This window comes from Curtobacterium flaccumfaciens (assembly GCF_018598405.1).
GTDB classification, from domain to species: domain Bacteria; phylum Actinomycetota; class Actinomycetes; order Actinomycetales; family Microbacteriaceae; genus Curtobacterium; species Curtobacterium aurantiacum.
Genome location: NZ_JAHEWS010000032.1, coordinates 15302 through 34930 on the forward strand (window position 1 = coordinate 15302; position 19629 = coordinate 34930).

At 72.5% G+C, this 19629-nt stretch carries 18 protein-coding genes; 14 read left to right on the top strand and 4 right to left on the bottom strand.

What is annotated here, in order from left to right:
• Positions 1 to 113: 113 nt before the first annotated feature.
• Positions 114 to 1394, bottom strand: a complete 1281-nt coding sequence (locus KK097_RS16095; protein ID WP_250896833.1) for an extracellular solute-binding protein — start codon at positions 1392 to 1394, stop codon at positions 114 to 116.
• A gap of 246 nt (positions 1395 to 1640) precedes the next feature.
• On the opposite strand from KK097_RS16095, the gene KK097_RS16100 reads away from it, so the two are divergent.
• From KK097_RS16100 to KK097_RS16115, 4 genes are all read left to right on the top strand, one after another.
• Positions 1641 to 2708, top strand: a complete 1068-nt coding sequence (locus KK097_RS16100) for a LacI family DNA-binding transcriptional regulator (protein WP_214545429.1) — start codon at positions 1641 to 1643, stop codon at positions 2706 to 2708.
• Positions 2709 to 2837: 129 nt separating this feature from the next.
• Complete coding sequence (locus tag KK097_RS16105) at positions 2838 to 4040, top strand: Gfo/Idh/MocA family protein (protein WP_214545445.1); 1203 nt, start codon at positions 2838 to 2840, stop codon at positions 4038 to 4040.
• Positions 4037 to 5248, top strand: a complete 1212-nt coding sequence (locus tag KK097_RS16110) for a DUF993 family protein (RefSeq protein WP_214545430.1) — start codon at positions 4037 to 4039, stop codon at positions 5246 to 5248. The genes KK097_RS16105 and KK097_RS16110 overlap by 4 nt, the downstream gene beginning before the upstream one ends.
• Entirely contained in the window at positions 5245 to 6150 is a 906-nt protein-coding gene (locus KK097_RS16115) for a sugar phosphate isomerase/epimerase family protein (RefSeq protein ID WP_214531273.1), read from the top strand. Before KK097_RS16110 ends, KK097_RS16115 begins: the two co-directional genes overlap by 4 nt.
• 32 nt (positions 6151 to 6182) lie before the next feature.
• On the opposite strand, the gene KK097_RS16120 is transcribed toward KK097_RS16115, so the two are convergent.
• Together KK097_RS16120 and KK097_RS16125 are read right to left on the bottom strand one after the other, a co-directional pair.
• The gene (locus KK097_RS16120) at positions 6183 to 6884 is read right to left on the bottom strand and encodes a class I SAM-dependent methyltransferase (protein ID WP_214545431.1); all 702 of its coding nucleotides are present in this window, start codon (positions 6882 to 6884) and stop codon (positions 6183 to 6185) included.
• 176 nt (positions 6885 to 7060) lie between these two features.
• The gene (locus KK097_RS16125) at positions 7061 to 7810 is read right to left on the bottom strand and encodes a FadR/GntR family transcriptional regulator (protein WP_214545432.1); all 750 of its coding nucleotides are present in this window, start codon (positions 7808 to 7810) and stop codon (positions 7061 to 7063) included.
• Between the two features lie 225 nt (positions 7811 to 8035).
• Here KK097_RS16125 and KK097_RS16130 point away from each other — a divergent pair, with 225 nt between their 5' ends.
• From KK097_RS16130 to KK097_RS16160, 7 genes are all read left to right on the top strand, one after another.
• Entirely contained in the window at positions 8036 to 9454 is a 1419-nt protein-coding gene (locus KK097_RS16130) for an MFS transporter (RefSeq protein ID WP_214545433.1), read from the top strand.
• Positions 9451 to 11181: a dihydroxyacetone kinase family protein gene (locus tag KK097_RS16135; protein WP_214545434.1), complete on the top strand. Its 1731-nt coding sequence runs from the start codon at positions 9451 to 9453 to the stop codon at positions 11179 to 11181. Before KK097_RS16130 ends, KK097_RS16135 begins: the two co-directional genes overlap by 4 nt.
• A 24-nt stretch (positions 11182 to 11205) precedes the next feature.
• Positions 11206 to 11691 carry a ribose-5-phosphate isomerase gene (locus KK097_RS16140; RefSeq protein WP_214545435.1) on the top strand — a complete coding sequence of 162 codons (486 nt, stop codon included), beginning with the start codon at positions 11206 to 11208 and terminating at the stop codon, positions 11689 to 11691.
• On the top strand, positions 11691 to 12497 hold the full coding sequence (locus tag KK097_RS16145; RefSeq protein ID WP_214545436.1) for a triose-phosphate isomerase family protein: 807 nt from the start codon (positions 11691 to 11693) through the stop codon (positions 12495 to 12497). The genes KK097_RS16140 and KK097_RS16145 overlap by 1 nt, the downstream gene beginning before the upstream one ends.
• The gene (locus KK097_RS16150) at positions 12494 to 13339 is read left to right on the top strand and encodes a sugar phosphate isomerase/epimerase family protein (protein ID WP_214545437.1); all 846 of its coding nucleotides are present in this window, start codon (positions 12494 to 12496) and stop codon (positions 13337 to 13339) included. Before KK097_RS16145 ends, KK097_RS16150 begins: the two co-directional genes overlap by 4 nt.
• Positions 13336 to 14253, top strand: coding sequence for a phosphogluconate dehydrogenase C-terminal domain-containing protein (locus KK097_RS16155; protein ID WP_214545438.1), 918 nt, complete (start codon positions 13336 to 13338; stop codon positions 14251 to 14253). Before KK097_RS16150 ends, KK097_RS16155 begins: the two co-directional genes overlap by 4 nt.
• A 161-nt stretch (positions 14254 to 14414) precedes the next feature.
• The gene (locus KK097_RS16160) at positions 14415 to 14609 is read left to right on the top strand and encodes a hypothetical protein (protein WP_214545439.1); all 195 of its coding nucleotides are present in this window, start codon (positions 14415 to 14417) and stop codon (positions 14607 to 14609) included.
• Between the two features lie 22 nt (positions 14610 to 14631).
• On the opposite strand, the gene pdxR is transcribed toward KK097_RS16160, so the two are convergent.
• Positions 14632 to 16116, bottom strand: a complete 1485-nt coding sequence (pdxR, locus tag KK097_RS16165) for a MocR-like pyridoxine biosynthesis transcription factor PdxR (RefSeq protein WP_214545440.1) — start codon at positions 16114 to 16116, stop codon at positions 14632 to 14634.
• Positions 16117 to 16137: 21 nt separating this feature from the next.
• Here pdxR and KK097_RS16170 point away from each other — a divergent pair, with 21 nt between their 5' ends.
• The 3 genes from KK097_RS16170 to rlmN all read left to right on the top strand — a co-directional run bounded on the left by KK097_RS16170 (position 16138) and on the right by rlmN (position 19356).
• Positions 16138 to 16896, top strand: coding sequence for a pyridoxamine 5'-phosphate oxidase family protein (locus KK097_RS16170; RefSeq protein WP_214545441.1), 759 nt, complete (start codon positions 16138 to 16140; stop codon positions 16894 to 16896).
• 182 nt (positions 16897 to 17078) lie between these two features.
• Positions 17079 to 18032 carry a C40 family peptidase gene (locus tag KK097_RS16175; RefSeq protein ID WP_214545442.1) on the top strand — a complete coding sequence of 318 codons (954 nt, stop codon included), beginning with the start codon at positions 17079 to 17081 and terminating at the stop codon, positions 18030 to 18032.
• Positions 18033 to 18123: 91 nt separating this feature from the next.
• Complete coding sequence (gene rlmN, locus KK097_RS16180) at positions 18124 to 19356, top strand: dual-specificity RNA methyltransferase RlmN (RefSeq protein WP_110862858.1); 1233 nt, start codon at positions 18124 to 18126, stop codon at positions 19354 to 19356.
• Positions 19357 to 19629 lie beyond the last annotated feature (273 nt).

Genomic DNA, 19629 nt, shown 5'->3' on the forward strand with positions numbered 1-19629 from the left:
TTACGGAATCGGCACATGGCCGGGCGGGCCCGGACCCGGGGTGACAGCGACCTGGCCGGGTGTGCCCGGGGTGGCATGTGGGGCCGGGCGCCTCATGCGCCCGGCCCCGACCGTCACCCCACGTGCTCCTCGTAGTACTTCGTGATCGTGTCGAGCGTCTCCTTGGCCGACTGCTGCCCGTTGATGAGCTTGCCGACCTCGGCCGTCGTCGGGTCGGTGCCGAGCTCCTTGCCCTCGACCGCCCACTCCGAGGCCGCCTTGGCGTAGGAGCTCGAGATCGGGTCAGCCGCGTCGATCTCCTTCTGGTACAGCGCGAAGGAGTCCTTCGCGGCCTGCGACTCGAACGGGTACTGGATGTCCAGCCCGGACTCGACGGGCAGGAACCCGTTGGTGGTCATGAGCTTCGCGTAGTTCGTCGGGTCGTACATGGCCTCGATGAACTTCTTCGCCGCGGCACCGCGGGCGTCGGAGTTCTCGAACCCGACGATGTTGCCGCCGTAGTTGATCTCGGTGGCGTGGGTCGGGTCGGCCGGTGTGGCGGCGCTGGCCCAGTCGAAGTCGGTGATGTTCGACGCGAAGTCCGACGACTGCCAGACGCCGGAGAAGTAGGCGACGACCTGCCCGCTCTTGAACAGGGCGTTCGGGTCCTGGCCACTCGTCCAGACCGACTTCGGCATGACCGAGTCGTCGTTCATGTCGGCGAAGTCCTGCAGGGCGTCGACCGTCTTCGCGTCGGTGGGGAAGGAGCCGTCCTTCTCCTGCTGCATGAAGTCGGTGCCCTTGGTGAACATGTAGGCCCGCAGCCGCGACGGCGACGAGTCGAACACCAGGTCGTACTTGGCACCGGTGTCGGCCTTCACCTTGTCGGCGGCGTCGAGGAACTCGTCCCACGTCCACGCCTTCGCGGGGTCGGTCGGGTAGGCGATGCCGGCCTTGTCGAACAGTGACTTGTTCACGAACAGGCCGGCCGCGGTGACGTCGGACGGGATCGAGGTGACCTTGCCGTCCTTGTCCTTCGCGATGAGGTCCTGGTCGATCCCGTTCGCCTCGTCGTCCACGATCGAGGCGAGGTCGACGGTCTTGCCGCTCCAGATCGGGTCGATGCCCGCGGCGCGCACCACGTCGGGCAGCGAGTTCGCCTGCGCCGACTCGCGGAGCTTGGTCTGCAGACCGTCGTAGGGCAGGTTGACGATCTTCACCGCGACGCCGGTCTGCTTCTCGTACGCGGTCGCGAGGTCCTGGTAGCCCTTCTCCTGCGCCGACGAGGTGGAGAGCCAGAAGGTCAGCTCGTCCACCTTGCCGCTGTCCCCGGACCCGCCGGAGGCACAGCCGCTCAGGAGCGCGAGCGCGGCGATCCCGCCGGCGAGTGCGAGCATTCTCTTGGATGACTTCATCGTCACTGCTTTCGTTCGGGACCACGTGCTTCTGCCGTGGGCGAGCGTTCGGGGTGTCTCGGCCGAGGACCCCAGGTCTACACGACGCCCGCCGTTCTGGCAAGCGCTTTCCTGAGTGATGTTCTGACAATGTGACCTGCGTGTCCACACGGCGGGAGCGCCGTGGCTGGCGCCCACCGTGCCTCCCGGGAAATCGCTATCCTCGCCACAGACCGCGCACGGCGCGGACCTGACTGGAGGCACGACATGCCCGAGCGCGGCACCGTCACCCTGGCCGACGTGGCCGAGCGGGCAGGGGTGTCGCTCGCGACCGCCTCACGGGCGCTCAACGGCAGTACCCGGAAGGTCCGGCAGGAGTCGGTGGACCGGGTGCGCGCCGCCGCCCGCGCGCTCCGCTACACCGCGAACGTGCAGGCGCAGGCCGTCGCGCGCGGGACCACCACGACCCTGGCGCTCGTCGTCGGAGACATCGCCGACCCGTACTTCGCGGCGATCGCGGCGGGGGCCATCCGGGCAGCCGACGAGGCCGGGCTCGTCGTCACGATCACGTCCACCGGCGGGGATCCCTCGCGGGAGGTCGCCGTGCTCGGCGTCGTCGCGGGGCTCCGTCCGCGCGCCGTGGTCCTCGCCGTCAGTCGTCGGCTCGGCGTCGGCTCCGGATCCGCGACGGGCTCCGCACCCTCCGAGGTCGCGGCGGCCGTCGGCGGGCTCGTCGCGGCGGGGGCCGGAGTGTCGGCGCTCGTGTCCGACCTGGACGGGGCCGCAGCCGGCGTCCCCGGCGTGCACGGCGTGGTGATCCGCAACCTCAGCGGGGCCGCCGCACTCGCGGGTGCGCTGGTCGAACAGGGTCACGCCTCCTTCGCCGTGCTCGCCGGCGACCCGGACCTCGTCACGGCGCATGCCCGGGTCGAGGGCTTCGTCGCCGGCCTCGCGGCGCACGGTCTGCGGGTGCCCGACGAGGACGTGGTGCCGTCCGAGTTCACGCGCGACGGCGGGTACCGGGCGATGGTGTCGCTGCTGGACCGCGCGGCCGAGGGCGGTGCGCCGGTGCCGCGGTGCGTCTTCGCCGTCACCGACCTGATGGCCGTCGGGGCGGTCGCGGCGATCCGTGAGCGCGGGCTCGTGCCCGGGGTCGACGTCGGCGTCGCCGGGTTCGACGACGTGCGGATGCTCGCCGACGTCGTGCCGGCGCTCAGCACGGTGCGGCTGCCGCTCGAGGAGATCGGGGAGCGAGCCGTCCGCCGCGCGCTCGGGCTCGAGGCCGACGGTGCCGTCGACGGCGAGGTCGTCCTGCGCGCCAGCACCGCCCGCTGACCTCGTCACCGAGCACGCCACGCGAACCGTGGTGTACGGTTCCGGCAAGCGCTTTCCAACACGACGGACAGCGGGCCACGGCGAGCAAGGGAGCACGCGTTGACCACCACGCGCACCATCGGCATCATCATGAACGGCGTCACCGGGCGCATGGGCTACCGACAGCACCTCGTGCGGTCGATCCTGGCGATCCGGGACGACGGGGGCCTGCTGTTGCCCGACGGCACGCGCGTGCAGCTCGAGCCGATCCTGGTCGGCCGGAACGCCGCGAAGCTCGAGGAGATCGCGACCCGCCACGGCCTCGAACACTGGACCACCGACCTCGACGCCGCCCTCGCCGACCCCCGCTGGCAGGTCTTCGCCGACTTCGCCGTCACGAGCGCCCGCGCGGACGCCCTGCGCAGGGCCATCGCGGCCGGCAAGGCCGTCTACACCGAGAAGCCGACGGCCGAGACCTCCGACGAGGCCCTCGAACTCGCGCAGCTCGCCGCCGAGGCCGGCGTCCCGAACGGCGTCGTGCACGACAAGCTCTACCTGCCCGGCCTCCGGAAGCTCCGTCGACTGCTCGACTCCGGGTTCTTCGGCCGGGTGCTGTCCGTCCGCGGCGAGTTCGGCTACTGGGTGTTCGAGGGGGACTGGCAGTCGGCGCAGCGACCGAGCTGGAACTACCGCCAGCAGGACGGCGGCGGCATCGTCGTCGACATGTTCCCGCACTGGAACTACGTGCTCGAGCAGTTGTTCGGTCGCGTCGAGTCCGTCTACGCCCGCGCCGTCACGCACATCGAGCAGCGCACCGACGAGCAGGGCGTGCCGTACCCGGCCACCGCCGACGACGCCGCCTACGGGGTCTTCGACCTGGCGGGCGGCATCACGGCGCAGATCAACTCGAGCTGGGCGGTGCGCGTCGACCGAGACGAGCTCGTCGAGTTCCAGGTCGACGGAACCGACGGCAGTGCCGTGGTGGGGCTCTTCGGCTGCCGGATCCAACCCCGCACGGCGACCCCGAAGCCGTTCTGGAACCCCGATCTGAAGGACGACCGCGACTACCGGGGCCAGTGGCTCGAGGTCCCCGACAACGAGGTGTTCGGCAACGGCTTCCGCGCGCAGTGGGAGGACTTCCTGCACGACCTGGTCGCCGGCCGTCCGCACCCCTACGACCTGCTGTCCGGTGCCCGCGGCGTGGCGCTGGCCGAGGCGGGCCTGCGCTCCAGCGCCGAGGGTCGGCGTGTGGACCTGCCGGAGCTGACACTGCCCGCCGGGGTCGAGCCGCGCCTCCCGGTCGAGACGCCGGAGGTCGCCCAGCGCACGGAGACCGTCGGGGCGACCGCATGACGGACCTGACCCTGCTGGCGGTCGACGGCACCACGAGCCGTGCACCGCTGGGCGAGCCCGCGGTCGACGACACGGCCAAGCCCACGGCGCCCCTCACCGAGCGGGTGGTCTACGCCGCGGCCCACGTCGTCCCGCGGACCGCCGCCGACAACACTCCCGGCGCCCCGGCCGACCTCGACTGGGACGCCACCCTCGCCTTCCGCCACCACCTGTGGTCCTGGGGGCTGGGCGTCGCCGACGCGATGGACACGGCGCAGCGGAACATGGGCCTCGACCCCGCCGCCACCCGGGAGCTCGTCACCCGCAGCGCACGCGAGGCGCAGTCGGTCGGCGGCCGGATCGTCGTCGGGGTGAACACCGACGACCTGCCCGACGAACCCGTCACCGAGCAGCAGATCGCCGACGCGTACGTCCGGCAGCTGCACCACGCAGAAGACGCCGGCGCCGGGGTGGTGCTCATGGCGAGCCGGCACCTGGCACGACTCGCGCTGGACGATCCAGCCACCTACCGCCGCGTCCACGGAAGGGTCCTCGAGCGGGCGGGTGCCCCCGTCGTGCTGCACTGGCTGGGGGAGGCGTTCGACCCCGCCCTCGCCGGGTACTTCGGCGGGCACCAGGGCCCGGACACGGTGCTCGACATCATGCGCGACGCCGGGCCGAAGGTCTCCGGCATCAAGATGAGCCTGCTCGACGCGTCGGCCGAGGTGGCACTCCGCGCCCGGCTCCCCGAGACCGCCCGGATGTTCACGGGCGACGACTTCCACTACGTGGACCTGATCGCGGGCCAGGACGGCGTGCACTCCGACGCCCTGCTCGGGGCGTTCGCCGCCATCGCACCGCTCGCCTCGGCCGCCGTGCGGGCGCTGCCGGACGAGTCGGCCTACCGCGCCCTGCTCGGTCCGACCGAAGCCCTGTCCCGACACCTCTTCAGTGCCCCCACCTGGCACTACAAGACCGGCATCGCGTTCCTCGCCTGGCTGAACGGGCACCAGCCGGCCTTCGCCATGGTGGGCGGCCAGCACGCCGGCCGTTCGCTGCCGCACCTGTCCGAGACGGTCCGGCTCGCGAACGCCTGCGGCGCCCTGCAGGACCCGGACCTCGCCGCCGAGCGGTGGCACGCCGTGCTCGCGGTCAACGGGGTGGAGACGACCGCCGGGAGGCCCGCCCCACCCGCCGCCGACCGCACCGTCGCCGGGGTGGTCGCGTGAGTGCGCCGACCGGCACGGCCGCGCCGGTCCGGCCGGGTGCAACCGCGCCGCACCCGCGGCTGTCGGTCAACCAGGCGACGATCAAGTACGCGACCCTGCCCGAGGCGCTCGACACCGTCCGCCGGGCCGGGGTCGGGGCGATCGGCACCTGGCGCGAGCCCGTCGCCGAACTCGGGCTCGCCGACGCCGTGCGCCGGGTGGCCGACTCCGGGCTCCGGGTGTCGTCGCACTGCCGTGGCGGGTTCTTCACCCTGCCCGAGGGGACCGCACGCCAGCGGGCGCTCGACGACAACCGTCGGGCGATCGACGAGACCGCCGCCCTGTCCGCCGCGGGGGCTGCGGGTTCGGCGCCCGTGCTCGTGCTCGTCGCGGGTGGCCTGCCTGCGGGTTCGCGCGACCTCACCGGTGCGCGCTCCCGGGTCGCGGACGCCCTCGCCGCCCTCGTGCCGCACGCGCTCGACACCGGCGTGCAGCTCGCCGTCGAACCCCTCCACCCGATGTACGCCGCCGACCGTGCCGTGGTGTCGACGCTCGCGCAGGCCCTCGACCTGGCGGCCCCGTTCCCTGCCGCTGCCGTGGGGGTCGTCGTCGACACCTTCCACGTGTGGTGGGACCCGGCGCTCGCGGCCTCGATCGCCCGGGCCGGTGCCGCCCGGCGCATCGCGTCGTACCAGGTGTGCGACTGGACGACCCCGATCGCGGCCGACCCGCTGCTCTCGCGCGGCTACCCGGGTGACGGGCACGTCGACTTCGGACCGGTGACCGACGCCGTGGTCGACGCCGGCTACTCCGGTGACGTCGAGGTCGAACTCTTCAACCAGGCGATCTGGGACACTCCGCCCGCCGATGTCGTCGCCCGCGTCGTGGCGTCCTTCGCCGAAGCGGTGCCGCTCCCGCGCTGAGGTGGGCGCAGCCCTCGCACCGTTCGGTGGCCTCAGCGCGTTCGTCGGGCGAGCACGACGCTGTCGAGCACCTCGTGCGCATCGCCCTCCGGCGTCGCCGCGGTGCGCGGCCGGACCTCGGCGACCAGGACGTCCCACCGGTCGTCGAGCTGCAGGGCGGCCAGGTCGTCGTCCGGCGAGGGGAACCGGTACCCATGCAGCTCGGGCGGCAGGTCGTCGTGCGGGGGAGCGGCGTGCGCGGTGACGAGCAGGTGTCCGCCGGAGGCGACGAAGCCGGCGGCCCGGCGCAGGATCTCGGCGCGCGGGATCTCCACCGGCCACGACTGCAGGAAGGACGCCGTCACCAGGTCGAACCGTTCGGCCGTGTCCCATCGGGCGAGGTCCGCGGCCACGAACGCGGTCCGATCCTCCACCCCGGTGGCGACGGCGGCCCGCGAACCACGCTGGAGCGCCGTCACGGACAGGTCGATGCCCGTCACGTCCCACCCCTGTCCGGCGAGCCAGACCACGTCGCCGCCCTCGCCGCAGCCGAGGTCGAGCGCCCGCCCGACCGGCAGCCCCCACGTCACCGAGGCGAGCACGGCGTTCACCCGGCCGGACCAGATGCCGTCGCGCTCGGCGTAGCGGGCCTCCCACCACTCGCGGGCTGACGGGGTTGCATCGGTGGCAGTGGCAGTGGCAGTGGCAGCGGCAGCGGCAGCGGCAGCGGCGGCGGTGCGGTCGTGGGTGTGCATCCGCTCACTCCAGCGCACCTGCCGGACCGCACCCAAGCGGTGTTGCCGAGCCGGCAACCTCGCACCGTGCGGGGCGGGCGCGAACCGGGCCTCCCGACCGCTCGATGGTGAGCAGACGATGTCGGGTCGGCTCGACGAACCCGACCGTTCCTGCTCACGAAGCGAGCAAGCCCCCGCTACTCATCGGCGGGCAGCGGCTCCGCGTTCTCGATGCGGGCGCTCGCCGTGGCCATGTGCTCGTCCATCGCACGCTGCACGGCGAGCACGTCGCGGGCGCGCAGCCCCTCGAAGATCGCACGGTGCTCGTGGAACGCGGCCTCGGTCGCCTGCCGGGTCTGCACCCGCCGCGCGACCCAGACGCTCAGCATGGAACGCAGGCTCTGCAGCAGGTCGGCGAGCACGTCGTTGCCCGATGCCCGGGCCAGCAGGACGTGGAAGCGGACGTCGGCGTCGATGAAGGCCTGCGGGTCGTCGAGGGTCTCCTCCTGCCGGACCAGGTACTCGCCGAGCTCGGTGATCTGCTCGTCGGTGGCGCGCTGCGCGGCGAGGATCGCGGCCGTGCGCTCGAGCGACGACCGGATCTCGAGCAGCTCCCGGGTCCGGTTCGACGCGAGCATGAGCCCCCACGACAGGGTCGTCGGGAGCAGGTCCGAGGTGCCACCGCGCAGGTACGTGCCCGATCCGGGCCGGATCTGCACGATGCCGAGGATCTCGAGGGCGGCGAGGGCCTCGCGGACCGCTGAGCGCCCGACGCCGAGCCGCTCGGAGAGGATCCGCTCCGAGGGCAGTCGCGAACCGGGGGCCAGCTCGCCCGCGGTGAGCAGCGAGACGAGCTGTCGAGCGACCACCGATGCGGGCGACCCGACGGGCACGGACTCGAGCTCGAGTCGGATGTTGAGGGGGTCGTCCGGGCTGAACGCGGGCATGGAGTGAGCGTACCGGTCGGTCAACCGGTTGTGACCGGAGCAGCGCTGCGAGCCCAGTGGCCGGCGCGAGCGCGCGGAATGGTCAACCGGTTGACAAGTTGACGGAACGCGTCGCACACTGGACCAGGCGCACCGATGCGCCCGCTCCCGATCCGTGCAGCAGCCGGACCATCCCGGCGCAGCTGCCAGGCGGAGTCGTACCACCCCCACCGAGCAGGAGTCATCGTGGACATCCCCGCCACGCGAGGCATCCCCACCTCGGTCGTCGAGAAGACGGCCATCCGCAAGATCGCGATCCGCATCGTGCCGTTCGTGGCACTGATGTTCTTCATCAACTTCCTCGACCGCACCGCGATCTCCTTCGCCGCCCCGAACGGCATGGAGGCCGACCTCGGTCTGACCGCGGCCCAGTTCGGCTTCGCGTCCGGGGTGTTCTTCATCGGCTACCTCGTGCTCGAGGTGCCGTCCAACCTCGCCCTGCACAAGTTCGGCGCCCGGATCTGGCTCGCCCGCATCATGATCACGTGGGGCATCGTCTCGCTGCTCTTCACGTGGGTGCAGAACTACCCGCAGCTCGTCGGCCTCCGCTTCCTGCTCGGCATCGCCGAGGCCGGCTTCTTCCCCGGCGCGATCCTCTTCCTGTCGACCTGGGTCCCGGCCCGCCACCGCGGCAAGATGCTCGCGCTGTTCTACCTGGCCCAGCCGCTCACGAGCGTCATCGGCTCCCCGCTCGCCGGGTGGCTGATGACCCACGAGGGCATCCTCGGCGGCCTCGCCGGCTGGCGCTTCATGTTCCTCTGCGTCTCGATCCCGGCGATCATCGTCGGCGTCCTGTGCCTCTTCGTGCTCAAGGACAAGCCGTCGCAGGCGAAGTGGCTCGACGAGGACGAGAAGGTCTGGTTGGAGACGACGCTGGCCGCCGAGAGCGCGGCGAAGGGCGGCGGCGACGGCCACGGCAAGGGCGGCCTGCGTGCGGCCTTCGGCTCCGGCCGCGTCTGGATGCTCGCCGCGGTGTACTTCGGCTTCATCTACGGCCTCTACGCGCTCAGCTTCTTCCTGCCGACGATCATCGACGGCTTCCAGGAGCAGTTCGGCACCACGTTCGACCTGTTCCAGAAGGGCCTCATCACGGCCATCCCGTACGTGCCGGCCGCGGTCGTCCTGTACTTCTGGTCGCGTGACGCCTTCCGCCGCGGCGTCCGGGTCTGGCACATCGCCGTCCCGGCCCTGGTCGGTGGCCTGAGCATCCCGGTCGCGCTCTACATGAACAGCCCGGCAGCCACGGTCGCCGTCATCGCGATCACGGCGTGCGCCATCTTCGCCGCACTGCCGAACTTCTGGACGGTGCCGACGCAGTTCCTGACCGGAGCCGCCGCGGCAGCCGGCGTCGCCCTCATCAACACCGTCGGCAACCTCGGTGGGTTCGCCGCCCCGTACATCACGGGTGCGGTCAGCGAGTGGACCGGCGGGTACCAGATCCCGATGTTCATCGTCGGGTTCTTCATGGTGCTGTCGAGCGTGCTGATGTTCGTGCTCGGCCGGAACACGAAGCGCAACGAAGCGGCCGCCGCGGCGTCCGGAGCCGACACGGCGGTCGCCGCCACGGACGGACCGACCGCGATCGCGAAGGAGGCCGGCGCATGACCCGCCTGTTCAACGACCCCGCCGACTTCGCGGACGAGATGGTGGACGGCTTCGTCGCCGCCAACCGGTCCCGCGTCCGGAAGGTGCACGGCGGCGTCGCCCGCTCCACCACCAGCCCCGAGGGCACCGTCGCGCTCGTCGTCGGCGGTGGCTCCGGGCACTACCCGGCCTTCGGCGGACTCGTCGGGCACGGCCTGGCGGCCGGTGCCGCGATGGGCAACCTGTTCGCCAGCCCGAGCGCTCAGCAGATCACCGCGGTCGCGAAGGCGTCCGAGCACGGCGGCGGCGTGCTGCTCAGCTACGGCAACTACGCCGGTGACGTCCTCAACTTCGACGCAGCGGCACGGGCACTCGAGGCACAGGGCATCGAGGTCCGCACGGTCCGCGTGACCGACGACGTCGCCTCGGCGCCCGCAGACCAGACGCACGAGCGCCGCGGCATCGCGGGGGACCTCTGCGTGTTCAAGGTCGCCGGCGCCGCCGCCGAACGCGGCGACGACCTCGACGCGGTCACCGCGATCGCCACCCGGGCCAACGACCGCACCCGCAGCTTCGGCGTCGCGTTCTCCGGGTGCTCCCTGCCCGGCGCCGAGGAGCCGCTCTTCACCGTTCCCGAGGGGCGCATGGCCATCGGCATGGGCATCCACGGTGAACGCGGCATCGCCGAGGCCGACGTGCCCACCGCCGACGGCCTGGCCGACCTGCTCGTCGACAAGCTCCTGACCGAGGTGCCGTCCGACCTCGCAGCTGCGGGAACCAGCAGCCCCCGCGTCGTCCCGATCCTCAACGGCCTCGGCTCGGTGAAGTACGAGGAGCTCTTCGTCGTCTTCAACGCAGTCCAGCGGAAGCTCACCGAGGCCGGCATCGTCGTCGTCGAGCCCGAGGTCGGCGAACTCGTCACGAGCTTCGACATGGCGGGCGTCTCGCTCACCCTGTTCTGGCTCGACGACGAACTCGAGCAGCTCTGGGCCGCTCCCGCCGATGCCCCCGCGTTCCGCAAGGGCGGCGCCGTCCCGCAGCAGCCGGTGCCGGTCGAGGTGCTCGAAGCCGGCGTGGTCGTGCCGGTGACGCCCGGCACCGTGGAGTCCCGGGCCTCCGCCGCCCGCGTCGTGAGCGCCATCAGCGCCGTCCGCGCCACGATCGACGACCACGCCGACGAGCTCGGCCGCATCGACGCCGTCGCCGGAGACGGTGACCACGGCATCGGCATGCAGCGCGGCTCCACCGCCGCCGACCGCGCCGCGCAGGACGCCGCCGCCCGCGGTGCCGGTGCTGGCAGCGTCCTGGCGATCGCCGGCGACGTCTGGTCCGACAAGGCCGGCGGCACGTCCGGTGCGATCTGGGGTGCCGCCCTGGAGGCCCTGGGTCGCGTCATCGGGGACGAGTCCCGTCCGACGGCCGCCACGGTCCAGAGCGCGGTGCACGCCGCCGTCGAGGCCGTGCTGGCCTTCGGGGCGGTCCCCGGCGACAAGACGATGGTCGACGCGCTCGTCCCGTTCGACGAGGTCCTCACCGCACGCGTCGCCGTCGGCGACGAGCTCGTCGACGCCTGGTCCGCCGCCTCGGCCGCAGCGCAGGCCGCGGCCGACGCCACGGCCGACCTGCTGCCGCGGATGGGTCGTGCCCGAACCCACGGCGAGGACGCCGTCGGCACCCCGGACGCGGGCGCGGTCTCGTTCGCGCTCATCACCGCCGCGGTCCTGTCGACCATGGCCGTCCACGCCTGATCCCCACCACGAAAGGCACACCGCATGAGTGAGCAGCAGTTCCGCATCGTCGTCGGCTCGGACGACGCCGGCTTCGACTACAAGGAGGTCATCAAGGCCGACCTCGCGAAGGACCCCCGGGTGGTCTCCGTCGTCGACGTGGGCGTGGACGCCGACGGGCACACCGCCTACCCGCACGTCGCCGTCGACGCCGCACGCCTGGTCGCGAACGGTGAGGCCGACCGCGCCATCCTGATCTGCGGCACCGGCCTCGGCGTCGCCATCGCGGCGAACAAGGTCCCCGGCATCCGCGCGGTCACCGCGCACGACTCGTTCTCCGTCGAACGCTCGATCCTGTCGAACGACGCCCAGGTCCTCTGCATGGGCCAGCGCGTCGTCGGGGTCGAGGTCGCGCGCCGGATGGCGAAGGAGTGGCTCGGCTACACCTTCGACACCTCCAGCGCGAGCGCCGAGAAGGTCAACGCGATCTGCGCCTACGACGGCTCTGCCCCGGTCGGGACCGACGCCTGATGCCCGCGACCACGGCGGCCGCCCCGGTGACGATCGGGGTGTCGCTCAAGATGTACTTCAGCCACGCCCGGACGCTCGAGTGGGCGGCCGCCGTGGCCGACATCGCCCGGAGCCACCCGGCGGTTCGGTCCGGCGCGGTCGAGCTCTTCGTGGTGCCGACGTTCCCGTCGCTCGTCCCCGTCCGCGCGATCCTGACCGCGTCCGGTGCCCCGGTGCTCCTCGGCGCGCAGGACCTGGCGTGGGCCGACGAGGGCGCCTTCACCGGCGAGGTCTCCGGCCGCGAACTCCGTGAGATCGGTGTCGACCTGGTCGAGATCGCGCACGCCGAGCGGCGCTCCCTGTTCCACGAGTCCGACCAGGACATCGCCGGCAAGGTGCACGCGGCCTTCCGGAACGGACTCCGTCCGCTGGTCTGCATCGGCGAGACCGAGCGCTCCGCCGACGGCAACCCCGCGGCCGCGATCGCCGAGGTCACCGCGCAGCTCGACCGGTTCACCGCCACGGCGACCGGCGACCGCCTCGCCGGATCGCTCATCGCCGCGTACGAGCCGGTGTGGGCGATCGGTGCCCCGCAGCCCGCGCCCGACGAGCACATCGTCGCGGTGCTGGCCGGCATCGAGCAGCACCTGGCGACCCGACCGGAGCTCGCCGGCTCCGTCGCGATCTACGGCGGCAGTGCCGGTCCGGGCCTGCTGACCCGCGGTGCCGGACGCATCGGCGGCCTGTTCCTCGGCCGCTTCGCCCACGACCCCGAGGCGATCCGCACGATCCTCGACGAAGCGCACGCCCTGGCGGTGACCCCGTGACCTCCCTGCTCGGCCTCTCCACCTACGCCTACTTCTGGCGCATGTCCGACCGCGTCCCGTCGCCGATGTCCCTCGACGACGCCCTGCGTGACGCCGCGAGCCATGACGGCGTCGACCTGTTCCAGATCTGCGACCACCTGCCGCTCGACACCGCGACCGACGAGCGCCTGGCCTCGATCCGCACCCTCGCCGACGACCTCGGTCTCACGCTCGAGGTCGGTACCCGCGGCACCCGTCCCGAGCACCTCGCCCGGTACCTGCACGTCGCGCAGCAGCTCGGCGCGACGCTCGTGCGGAGCATGTGGACGAGCGGTGACGACCAGCCCGACGCAGCCGAGACCGAACGACGCCTGCGGCAGGCGCTCCCCGCCTACGAGCGCGCGGGCGTGACCCTCGCGCTGGAGACCTACGAGGTCGTCGCCACCACGGACCTCGTCGACGTCGTCGAACGCATCGACAGCCCCGCGCTCGGGATCTGCCTCGACCCGGCGAACACCGTCGCGAACCTCGAGCACCCCGCCGACGTCGTCGCCCGGTGCGCCCCGCTCACCCGGAACTGGCACGTCAAGGACTCCGCCTTCACCCGCTCACCGGGCTGGGTCGGCTTCCAGTACACCGGCGTCCCGATCGGCACCGGGGTCCTCGACTACGACGCCGTCCGCGCCGCGGTCGAGCCCGAGGCCCGTGGGGTCAACCGCGTCGTCGAGTTCTGGCTGCCGTGGCAGGACGAGCACGCCGGCGGCGAACCCCTGCCGGGGGAGACCCCCGCACAGACCACCACCCGCACCGAGGCGGCGTGGACCGAACAGACCATCGAGTACATCAGGAGCAAGGAATCATGACCGACACCGTCACCACCACCCACACCGTCGCTGCCGGATCCGGCACGGCCGACGTCACCGTCGCCGTGATCGGTGCCGGCGGCAAGATGGGCACCCGCGTCTCGAACAACTTCGCGAAGAGCGAGTACACCACCCTCTACAGCGAGGCCTCGCCCGCCGGTCAGGAGCGCATCCAGGCCCTCGGCCGCGAGATCACCGACAGCCTCGACGCCGCGAAGGCCGCCGACGTCGTCATCCTCGCCGTCCCCGACGTCCTGCTCGGCACCATCTCGGAGCAGCTCGTCCCCGTCATGAAGCCCGGCGCGTCGATCCTGACGCTCGACCCCGCGGCCGCCTACGCGGGTCTGCTGGCGAAGCGCGAGGACATCCACTACGCCGTGGCGCACCCGTGCCACCCGTCGGTGTTCCTCGAGCGCACCACCAAGGCCGAGTGGGACGACACCTTCGGTGGCATCGCCGCCCCGCAGGAGGTCATCGCGGCCTTCGACGCGTCCGAGTCGCTCGGCGACGAGGGCGATAGCGCGAAGGCCGTCGCCGAGGCCGTCATCACCACGATGTACGCCCCGGTCATCCAGGTGCACTGGGTCACGGTGAAGCAGCTCGCCGTGCTCGAGCCGACCCTGGTCGAGACGATCGCCTGCATGATCGGCGACTTCCTCAACGACGCCCTCGAGGAGACCGTCACCGGCGTCGGCGTGCCGCGCGAAGCCGCCCGCGCCATGCTCTACGGCCACACCTGGATCGCGCTGACCAACGGCCTGCGCGGCTCGAACCCGTTCTCCGACGCCTGCCACATCGCGATGGGCTACGGCCGCGAGAAGCTCATCAAGGAGGACTGGAAGCAGGTCTTCGACGACAGTGAACTCGACTCGGTCATCGCCAAGATGCTCAAGATCGACGCCGTCCGCCGCTGATCACGAAGGACCCCACGGACCGGAACGCCCCGCCGACCCCCTTCCGGCGGGGCGTTCTCCGTGCCGTCCACGGGTCCGTGATGCGTCGCGGTCGCCCGCGGTTTGGCCGCGGAACGCAGCACGTGGTTCCACGGCTCCCGGCACGCGTACCGTCCGTCGCGATGACCGATTCGCCCACCACCAGCGCCCCGTCGAACTACGAGTCCGCCGCCGATGTGGACCCCCTGCACGTCACCACCTACCGCCAGGTCCGCAAGGCCGCCCGTCGTGGGCACGCGCTGCCCGGCGAGGTCGGCGAACCGTCCCTCGCCGACCTGGTCAACGCCCGGGGGAACGGCACCGCCGAGTCTCGCTGACGCACACCGGTCAGGCGAGCGCTCAGCTGCCCGTGACCGCAGTCGCCAGCGCGTCGAGCGCGCGGTCGAGCTCCGGCATCGTCACGGCGCCGTAGCCGAACACGATGCCCGGCGGCGTGCTGCCCGGCGCGAGCCCGTACTCCTCGAGCGTCGCGACGAGCACCCCGGCGTCCGCAAGCCGACGCGCGATCTGCGCCCCGGTGGTCGGACCCGACCACGTGACCACCGCGTGCAGTCCGCCGTTCAGGGCACGGGCCTCCAGGCCGGCGACGTCGCCGAGCCGAGCCGCGATCCGGGCCCGGCGGTGCGTGTAGTCGCGACGCACCCGACCGAGGTGCCGCCGAAGCGCACCCGTCCGCAGCAGGTGCACGAGCGCGGCCTGCACCGGTTCGGCGACGACCGCGCCACGTGCCCGACGGGCGGCGAGCACCGCCTCCGTCACCGGGGAACCCGTCGCTGCACCGTCCGGGGACGGCAGCACGACGTACGCGCACCGCAGCCGGGGGTCGAGCGTCTTCGAGAACCCGCCGACGTGCAGCACCACGCCCTCGACGTCGAGTGCGGCCAGTGCGGGCACGGGAGCGCCGCGGTGCCGGAACTCGGAGTCGTAGTCGTCCTCCACCACCACGGTGCCGGTGGTGGCGGCCCAAGCGAGCAGCCGCCGGCGCCGCCCTACCGGCATCACCGACCCGAGCGGGTACTGGTGCGTCGGGCTGACCAGCACGGCGTCGACCGGTCCGGAGGCCTCGAGCGCATCGAGGTCGAGGCCGTCCTCCCCGACCGGGATGCCCACCAGGGACCCGCCCGCGCTCGTGATCGCACGGTGGCCGGTGCGGTAGCCGGGGTCCTCGACGGCGACGACGGGAGCGCGACCCAGCAGCCCTCGCAGCGCCTCGGTGACGAGCGACAGCGCCTCCGAGGTCCCCGCGGTCACGAGCACCCGGTCGACCGTCGCCGTGAACCCGCGGGTCAGGCCGAGCTGGGCGACGACCTGTGCCCGCAGGTCGGGGGAGCCGAGCGGCTCCGCGATCGCGTTCCGGAGCGGAGTCGACGCCGCTGCGCGCCAGGCTGCCCGCCAGTCCCGCTGCGGGATGGCGGTGACGGCGGGGATGCCCGGACGGCAGTCGACGAGGGGAACGGCCAGGGAGCCTGACACGACAGCGGCCGCGAGGGCGCCCGTCGGCCCGGTGCTGGCGCGGACCACATCGGTGCCCCCACCCGTCTCCGCCGATGCCCTCGCCGCCGGCCCGCGCACCCCCGCTGCGACCCGCGCGAGGGCACCGTGCCGCGTCCGCAGGTACCCCTCGCCGTCGAGCTGCTCGTACGCCGCGACGACGGTGCCCCGGGCCACCCCGAGCTCGACCGCCAGCGCCCGCGTCGAGGGCAGCGGATCGCCCTCGCGCAGGGTGCCGTCGTGCACCATCCGGCGTACCCGTGCCACCACACCGGCCACCTTGCTCGACTGGTCCACCGCGATCGCCCCGATCTGGTCCAGATGCCGGACCACTGGTGACCCTAGCGTGAGCCCATGCCCACCCCGAACGCCCAGCTGAGCCCATCCGACCCGCCCACCGACGGCCCTTCCCTCCACGTCCGCCGCCTGCGCGACCGTCAGTCCGACGACCCCGCCGTCCTGCACGCGATCCTCGCCGAGGCCCACATCGCCCACGTCGGCATCGTCCGCGGCGGCCACCCCGTCGTCCTCCCGTTCCTCTGCGCCGTCGGCGACCTCGGCGACGGCCCCGTCCTGCTGCTGCACGGCTCGACCGGTGGTGGCCTGTTCCTCGACGCCGGGGCAGAGGGCGTCCCCGTCGCCGCCACCGTCACCCACCTGGACGGCCTCGTCTTCGCACGCTCGACCCACGACAGCTCGGCGAACTACCGCAGCGCGATGATCGCCGGCCGCGCCACCGTGGTGCCGACCGACCTCCGCGCCGAAGCCCTCTGGCAGGTGGCCGACCACCTGATGCCGGGCCGCCGAGCCGAGGTGCGCGAGATGACCGCGAAGGAGGTCAGCGCCACCCAGGTCCTCCAGCTGCCCCTCGAGCGCGCGAGCGTCAAGGTCCGAGCCCACGGCGTCGGCGAGGACCCGGCAGACGGTGAGGACCACACCGTCTGGGCGGGCGTGCTGCCACTCGCGGTCCGCGCGGGGGTCCCGATCCCGGGGGACATCTCGGGGGACAGCCCGGTCGACGCGTCCGTCGTCGCACTGTCGGCTCGCCTCGAGCGCCTGGCGGCCGACCGGGAGGCCCGGATCGCCGCCGTCATGCGGGTCACGTCGGTTTGAGCCCCGGTCCACGGCCGCGCTCCGGCTCCGGAACAGCCGTGCGCGCCGTCGGAGGGGCCTGCGAGCGGTGCCCCTTCCTGTGACCAGCTGCAGGAAGACTCCGGCGCTGCCCAGCCGCGAGGACCGCCGTGACCAATACGTTACTTTCCGGACCGCCGAGTGGTCCCGACCCGGAAGGACCCATGGGACGCCACGCACTGCCCGCAGCAGCCGACGACCGCCAGCCCGCGCCGATGCGCACGCACCACGCGGTCGACCCCGCGCCGCTGACGCCGGACACGCAGCCGTCCCGTTCCCGTGGTCGCCGCTCGGCCCTCGGCCCCGCAGCCGCCCGCTCCACCTTCGTCGAACACCCGAAGCCGGCCCGGACCGTGCGGATGCAGCCGCGTCCGGCCCCCGTGGCGTCGTCCGCCGGCCACGCGGTGCTGAGCCGCACGGCCACCCTCCGTGCCGAGCGTGCCGTCGACCCGCGGCACGTCCGCCGTTCCGCGAACGCGAAGCGCGCCGCGATCCTGCTCGCCCCCGCGATCGCGGTGACCTCGAGCCTGACGCTGGCCCTCCCCGCGAACGCCGACACCCTGCCCACGGACACCCGTTCCGGCACGACCACGGCGCAGGACGCCCAGACCTTCACGGTGGCGCACGACGTCCAGGTCCCCGTCGTCTCCACCGACGGCATGACCACCACGACGACGATCGTGTCCTACCCCACGCTCGACCTCCGCTTCGGGGTGACGACCGCGCAGGCACAGTCCGCGTTGTCCGCCGCCCTCTCGGCCGGGGGCGACCGGGCCACGATCGTGCAGACCGCCCTGCAGTACATGGGGGACCCGTACGTCGAGGGCGGCGCGAGCCACGAGGGCATCGACTGCTCCGGGCTGACGATGGTCGCGTACCAGGCGGTGGGGATCCAGCTCGTGCACTACGTGCCGACGCAGGACGCCGTCGCCACCACGATCCCGGAGTCCGAGGCGCTGCCGGGCGACCTCGTCGTGTACGACGACGAGGACCACGTCGGCCTGTACCTCGGGCAGGGCCTCGTCCTGCAGGCGCCGCACCCGGGTGAGGTCGTCGACATCGTCCCGATGTACTCGGCGGCACACCACTTCGCCCGCGTCCTGCCCGCCGGAAGCTGACCCGACCAGCGATCGCGGGCCTGGTGGTGACCGGCGGGGCCACCCGAACGGGCCGTACCCGCGTGTCACGGGCCTCCCGTATCCTGGAGTGATGGCTTCCGACACCCGCACCCCGTTCGAACAGCAGCAGTCTGCTCGTCCGCAGGTGCGCCCGCGCACCGAGGGCTGGAAGCAGGCCACCGACACCGACGGTCGCCCGCTCCTGCAGTTCGCCTCCCCGAAGCGTGGCAAGCCGCCCGTGCACCTGGCCGACCTGACGGCCGAGGAGCGCGAGGCCCGCGTCAAGGAACTCGGGCTGCCCGGCTTCCGCGCCAAGCAGCTCGCCACCCACTACTTCCAGCACTACACGTCCGACCCGGCCAAGATGACCGACCTGCCCGCCGCCCAGCGGGAACAGCTGGTCGCCGGGATGCTGCCGCCGCTCCTCACCGAGACCCGGCGGCTGGCGACGGACAACGGCGACACGATCAAGTTCCTCTGGAAGCTGCACGACGGCGCCCTGGTCGAGTCGGTGCTCATGCGCTACCCGGGCCGCATCACGCTCTGCGTCTCGTCCCAGGCCGGGTGCGGCATGAACTGCCCGTTCTGCGCCACCGGCCAGGCGGGGCTGACCCGCAACATGTCCACCGCCGAGATCATCGAGCAGATCGTCCGGGCCAACGCTGCGATCGCCGCCGGTGAGCTCGGGGGCGATCCCCGCAAGGGCGGGCAGGACCGCGTCGACGCGGAGCGCGTGACGAACATCGTGTTCATGGGCATGGGGGAGCCGCTCGCGAACTACAAGCGGGTGATGGACGCCGTGCGGTTGATGGTCGCGCCGCAGCCGAACGGGCTCGGCATGAGCGCCCGCGGCATCACCGTGTCGACCGTGGGTCTGGTGCCGGCGATGATCAAGCTCGCCGACGAGGGGATCCCGCTCACCTTCGCGCTGTCCCTGCACGCACCCGACGACGAACTCCGCGACGAGCTCATCCCGGTGAACTCGCGCTGGAAGGCCGACGAGGCGATCGACGCCGCCCACAACTACTACGTCAAGACGGGCCGACGTGTCTCGATCGAGTACGCGCTCATCAAGGACATGAACGACCACGCCTGGCGTGCCGACCTGCTCGCCGAGAAGCTCAACAAGCGCGGCAAGGGCTGGGTGCACGTCAACCCGATCCCGCTCAACCCGACCCCGGGTTCCGTGTGGACCTCGTCCGAGGTGCACGTGCAGGACGAGTTCGTCCGCCGACTCAACGCCGCCGGCATCCCGACGACCCTGCGCGACACCCGTGGCAAGGAGATCGACGGGGCCTGCGGTCAGTTGGCCGCAGCCGAGTAGGTCGGCTGGGTCCGGTCCGCCCCGTCAGCGGGTTCGGTTCGTTCGGGAGGCACGGTGCGGGTTCGCACCGTGCCTTCCGCCGTTCCCGGGGTCGCGCCCACCCCGTCGATCCCCGGAAACCCGGGGGACACGTGCCGTTCACCCGAGTGCGACACGCCCGGGAGGGACGACGGTTGGCAGGGCCCCCGGGGCGTGTGTAAAGTAATCACTCGTTGCCGCTGAGGCGGAGAACGGAACGGCCGAGACGATCACCGGGTTGAACACCTGGAGATG

Excerpts from the sequence above, each read along its gene's own strand:
- KK097_RS16095 (WP_250896833.1), bottom strand. The coding sequence starts at position 1,394 with ATGAAGTCATCCAAGAGAATGCTCGCACTCGCCGGCGGGATCGCCGCG.
- KK097_RS16100 (WP_214545429.1), top strand. The coding sequence starts at position 1,641 with ATGCCCGAGCGCGGCACCGTCACCCTGGCCGACGTGGCCGAGCGGGCA.
- KK097_RS16105 (WP_214545445.1), top strand. The coding sequence starts at position 2,838 with ATGAACGGCGTCACCGGGCGCATGGGCTACCGACAGCACCTCGTGCGG.
- KK097_RS16110 (WP_214545430.1), top strand. The coding sequence starts at position 4,037 with ATGACGGACCTGACCCTGCTGGCGGTCGACGGCACCACGAGCCGTGCA.
- KK097_RS16120 (WP_214545431.1), bottom strand. The coding sequence starts at position 6,884 with ATGCACACCCACGACCGCACCGCCGCCGCTGCCGCTGCCGCTGCCGCT.
- KK097_RS16125 (WP_214545432.1), bottom strand. The coding sequence starts at position 7,810 with ATGCCCGCGTTCAGCCCGGACGACCCCCTCAACATCCGACTCGAGCTC.
- KK097_RS16135 (WP_214545434.1), top strand. The coding sequence starts at position 9,451 with ATGACCCGCCTGTTCAACGACCCCGCCGACTTCGCGGACGAGATGGTG.
- KK097_RS16140 (WP_214545435.1), top strand. The coding sequence starts at position 11,206 with ATGAGTGAGCAGCAGTTCCGCATCGTCGTCGGCTCGGACGACGCCGGC.
- KK097_RS16145 (WP_214545436.1), top strand. The coding sequence starts at position 11,691 with ATGCCCGCGACCACGGCGGCCGCCCCGGTGACGATCGGGGTGTCGCTC.
- KK097_RS16155 (WP_214545438.1), top strand. The coding sequence starts at position 13,336 with ATGACCGACACCGTCACCACCACCCACACCGTCGCTGCCGGATCCGGC.
- KK097_RS16160 (WP_214545439.1), top strand. The coding sequence starts at position 14,415 with ATGACCGATTCGCCCACCACCAGCGCCCCGTCGAACTACGAGTCCGCC.
- KK097_RS16170 (WP_214545441.1), top strand. The coding sequence starts at position 16,138 with ATGCCCACCCCGAACGCCCAGCTGAGCCCATCCGACCCGCCCACCGAC.
- KK097_RS16175 (WP_214545442.1), top strand. The coding sequence starts at position 17,079 with ATGGGACGCCACGCACTGCCCGCAGCAGCCGACGACCGCCAGCCCGCG.
- rlmN (WP_110862858.1), top strand. The coding sequence starts at position 18,124 with ATGGCTTCCGACACCCGCACCCCGTTCGAACAGCAGCAGTCTGCTCGT.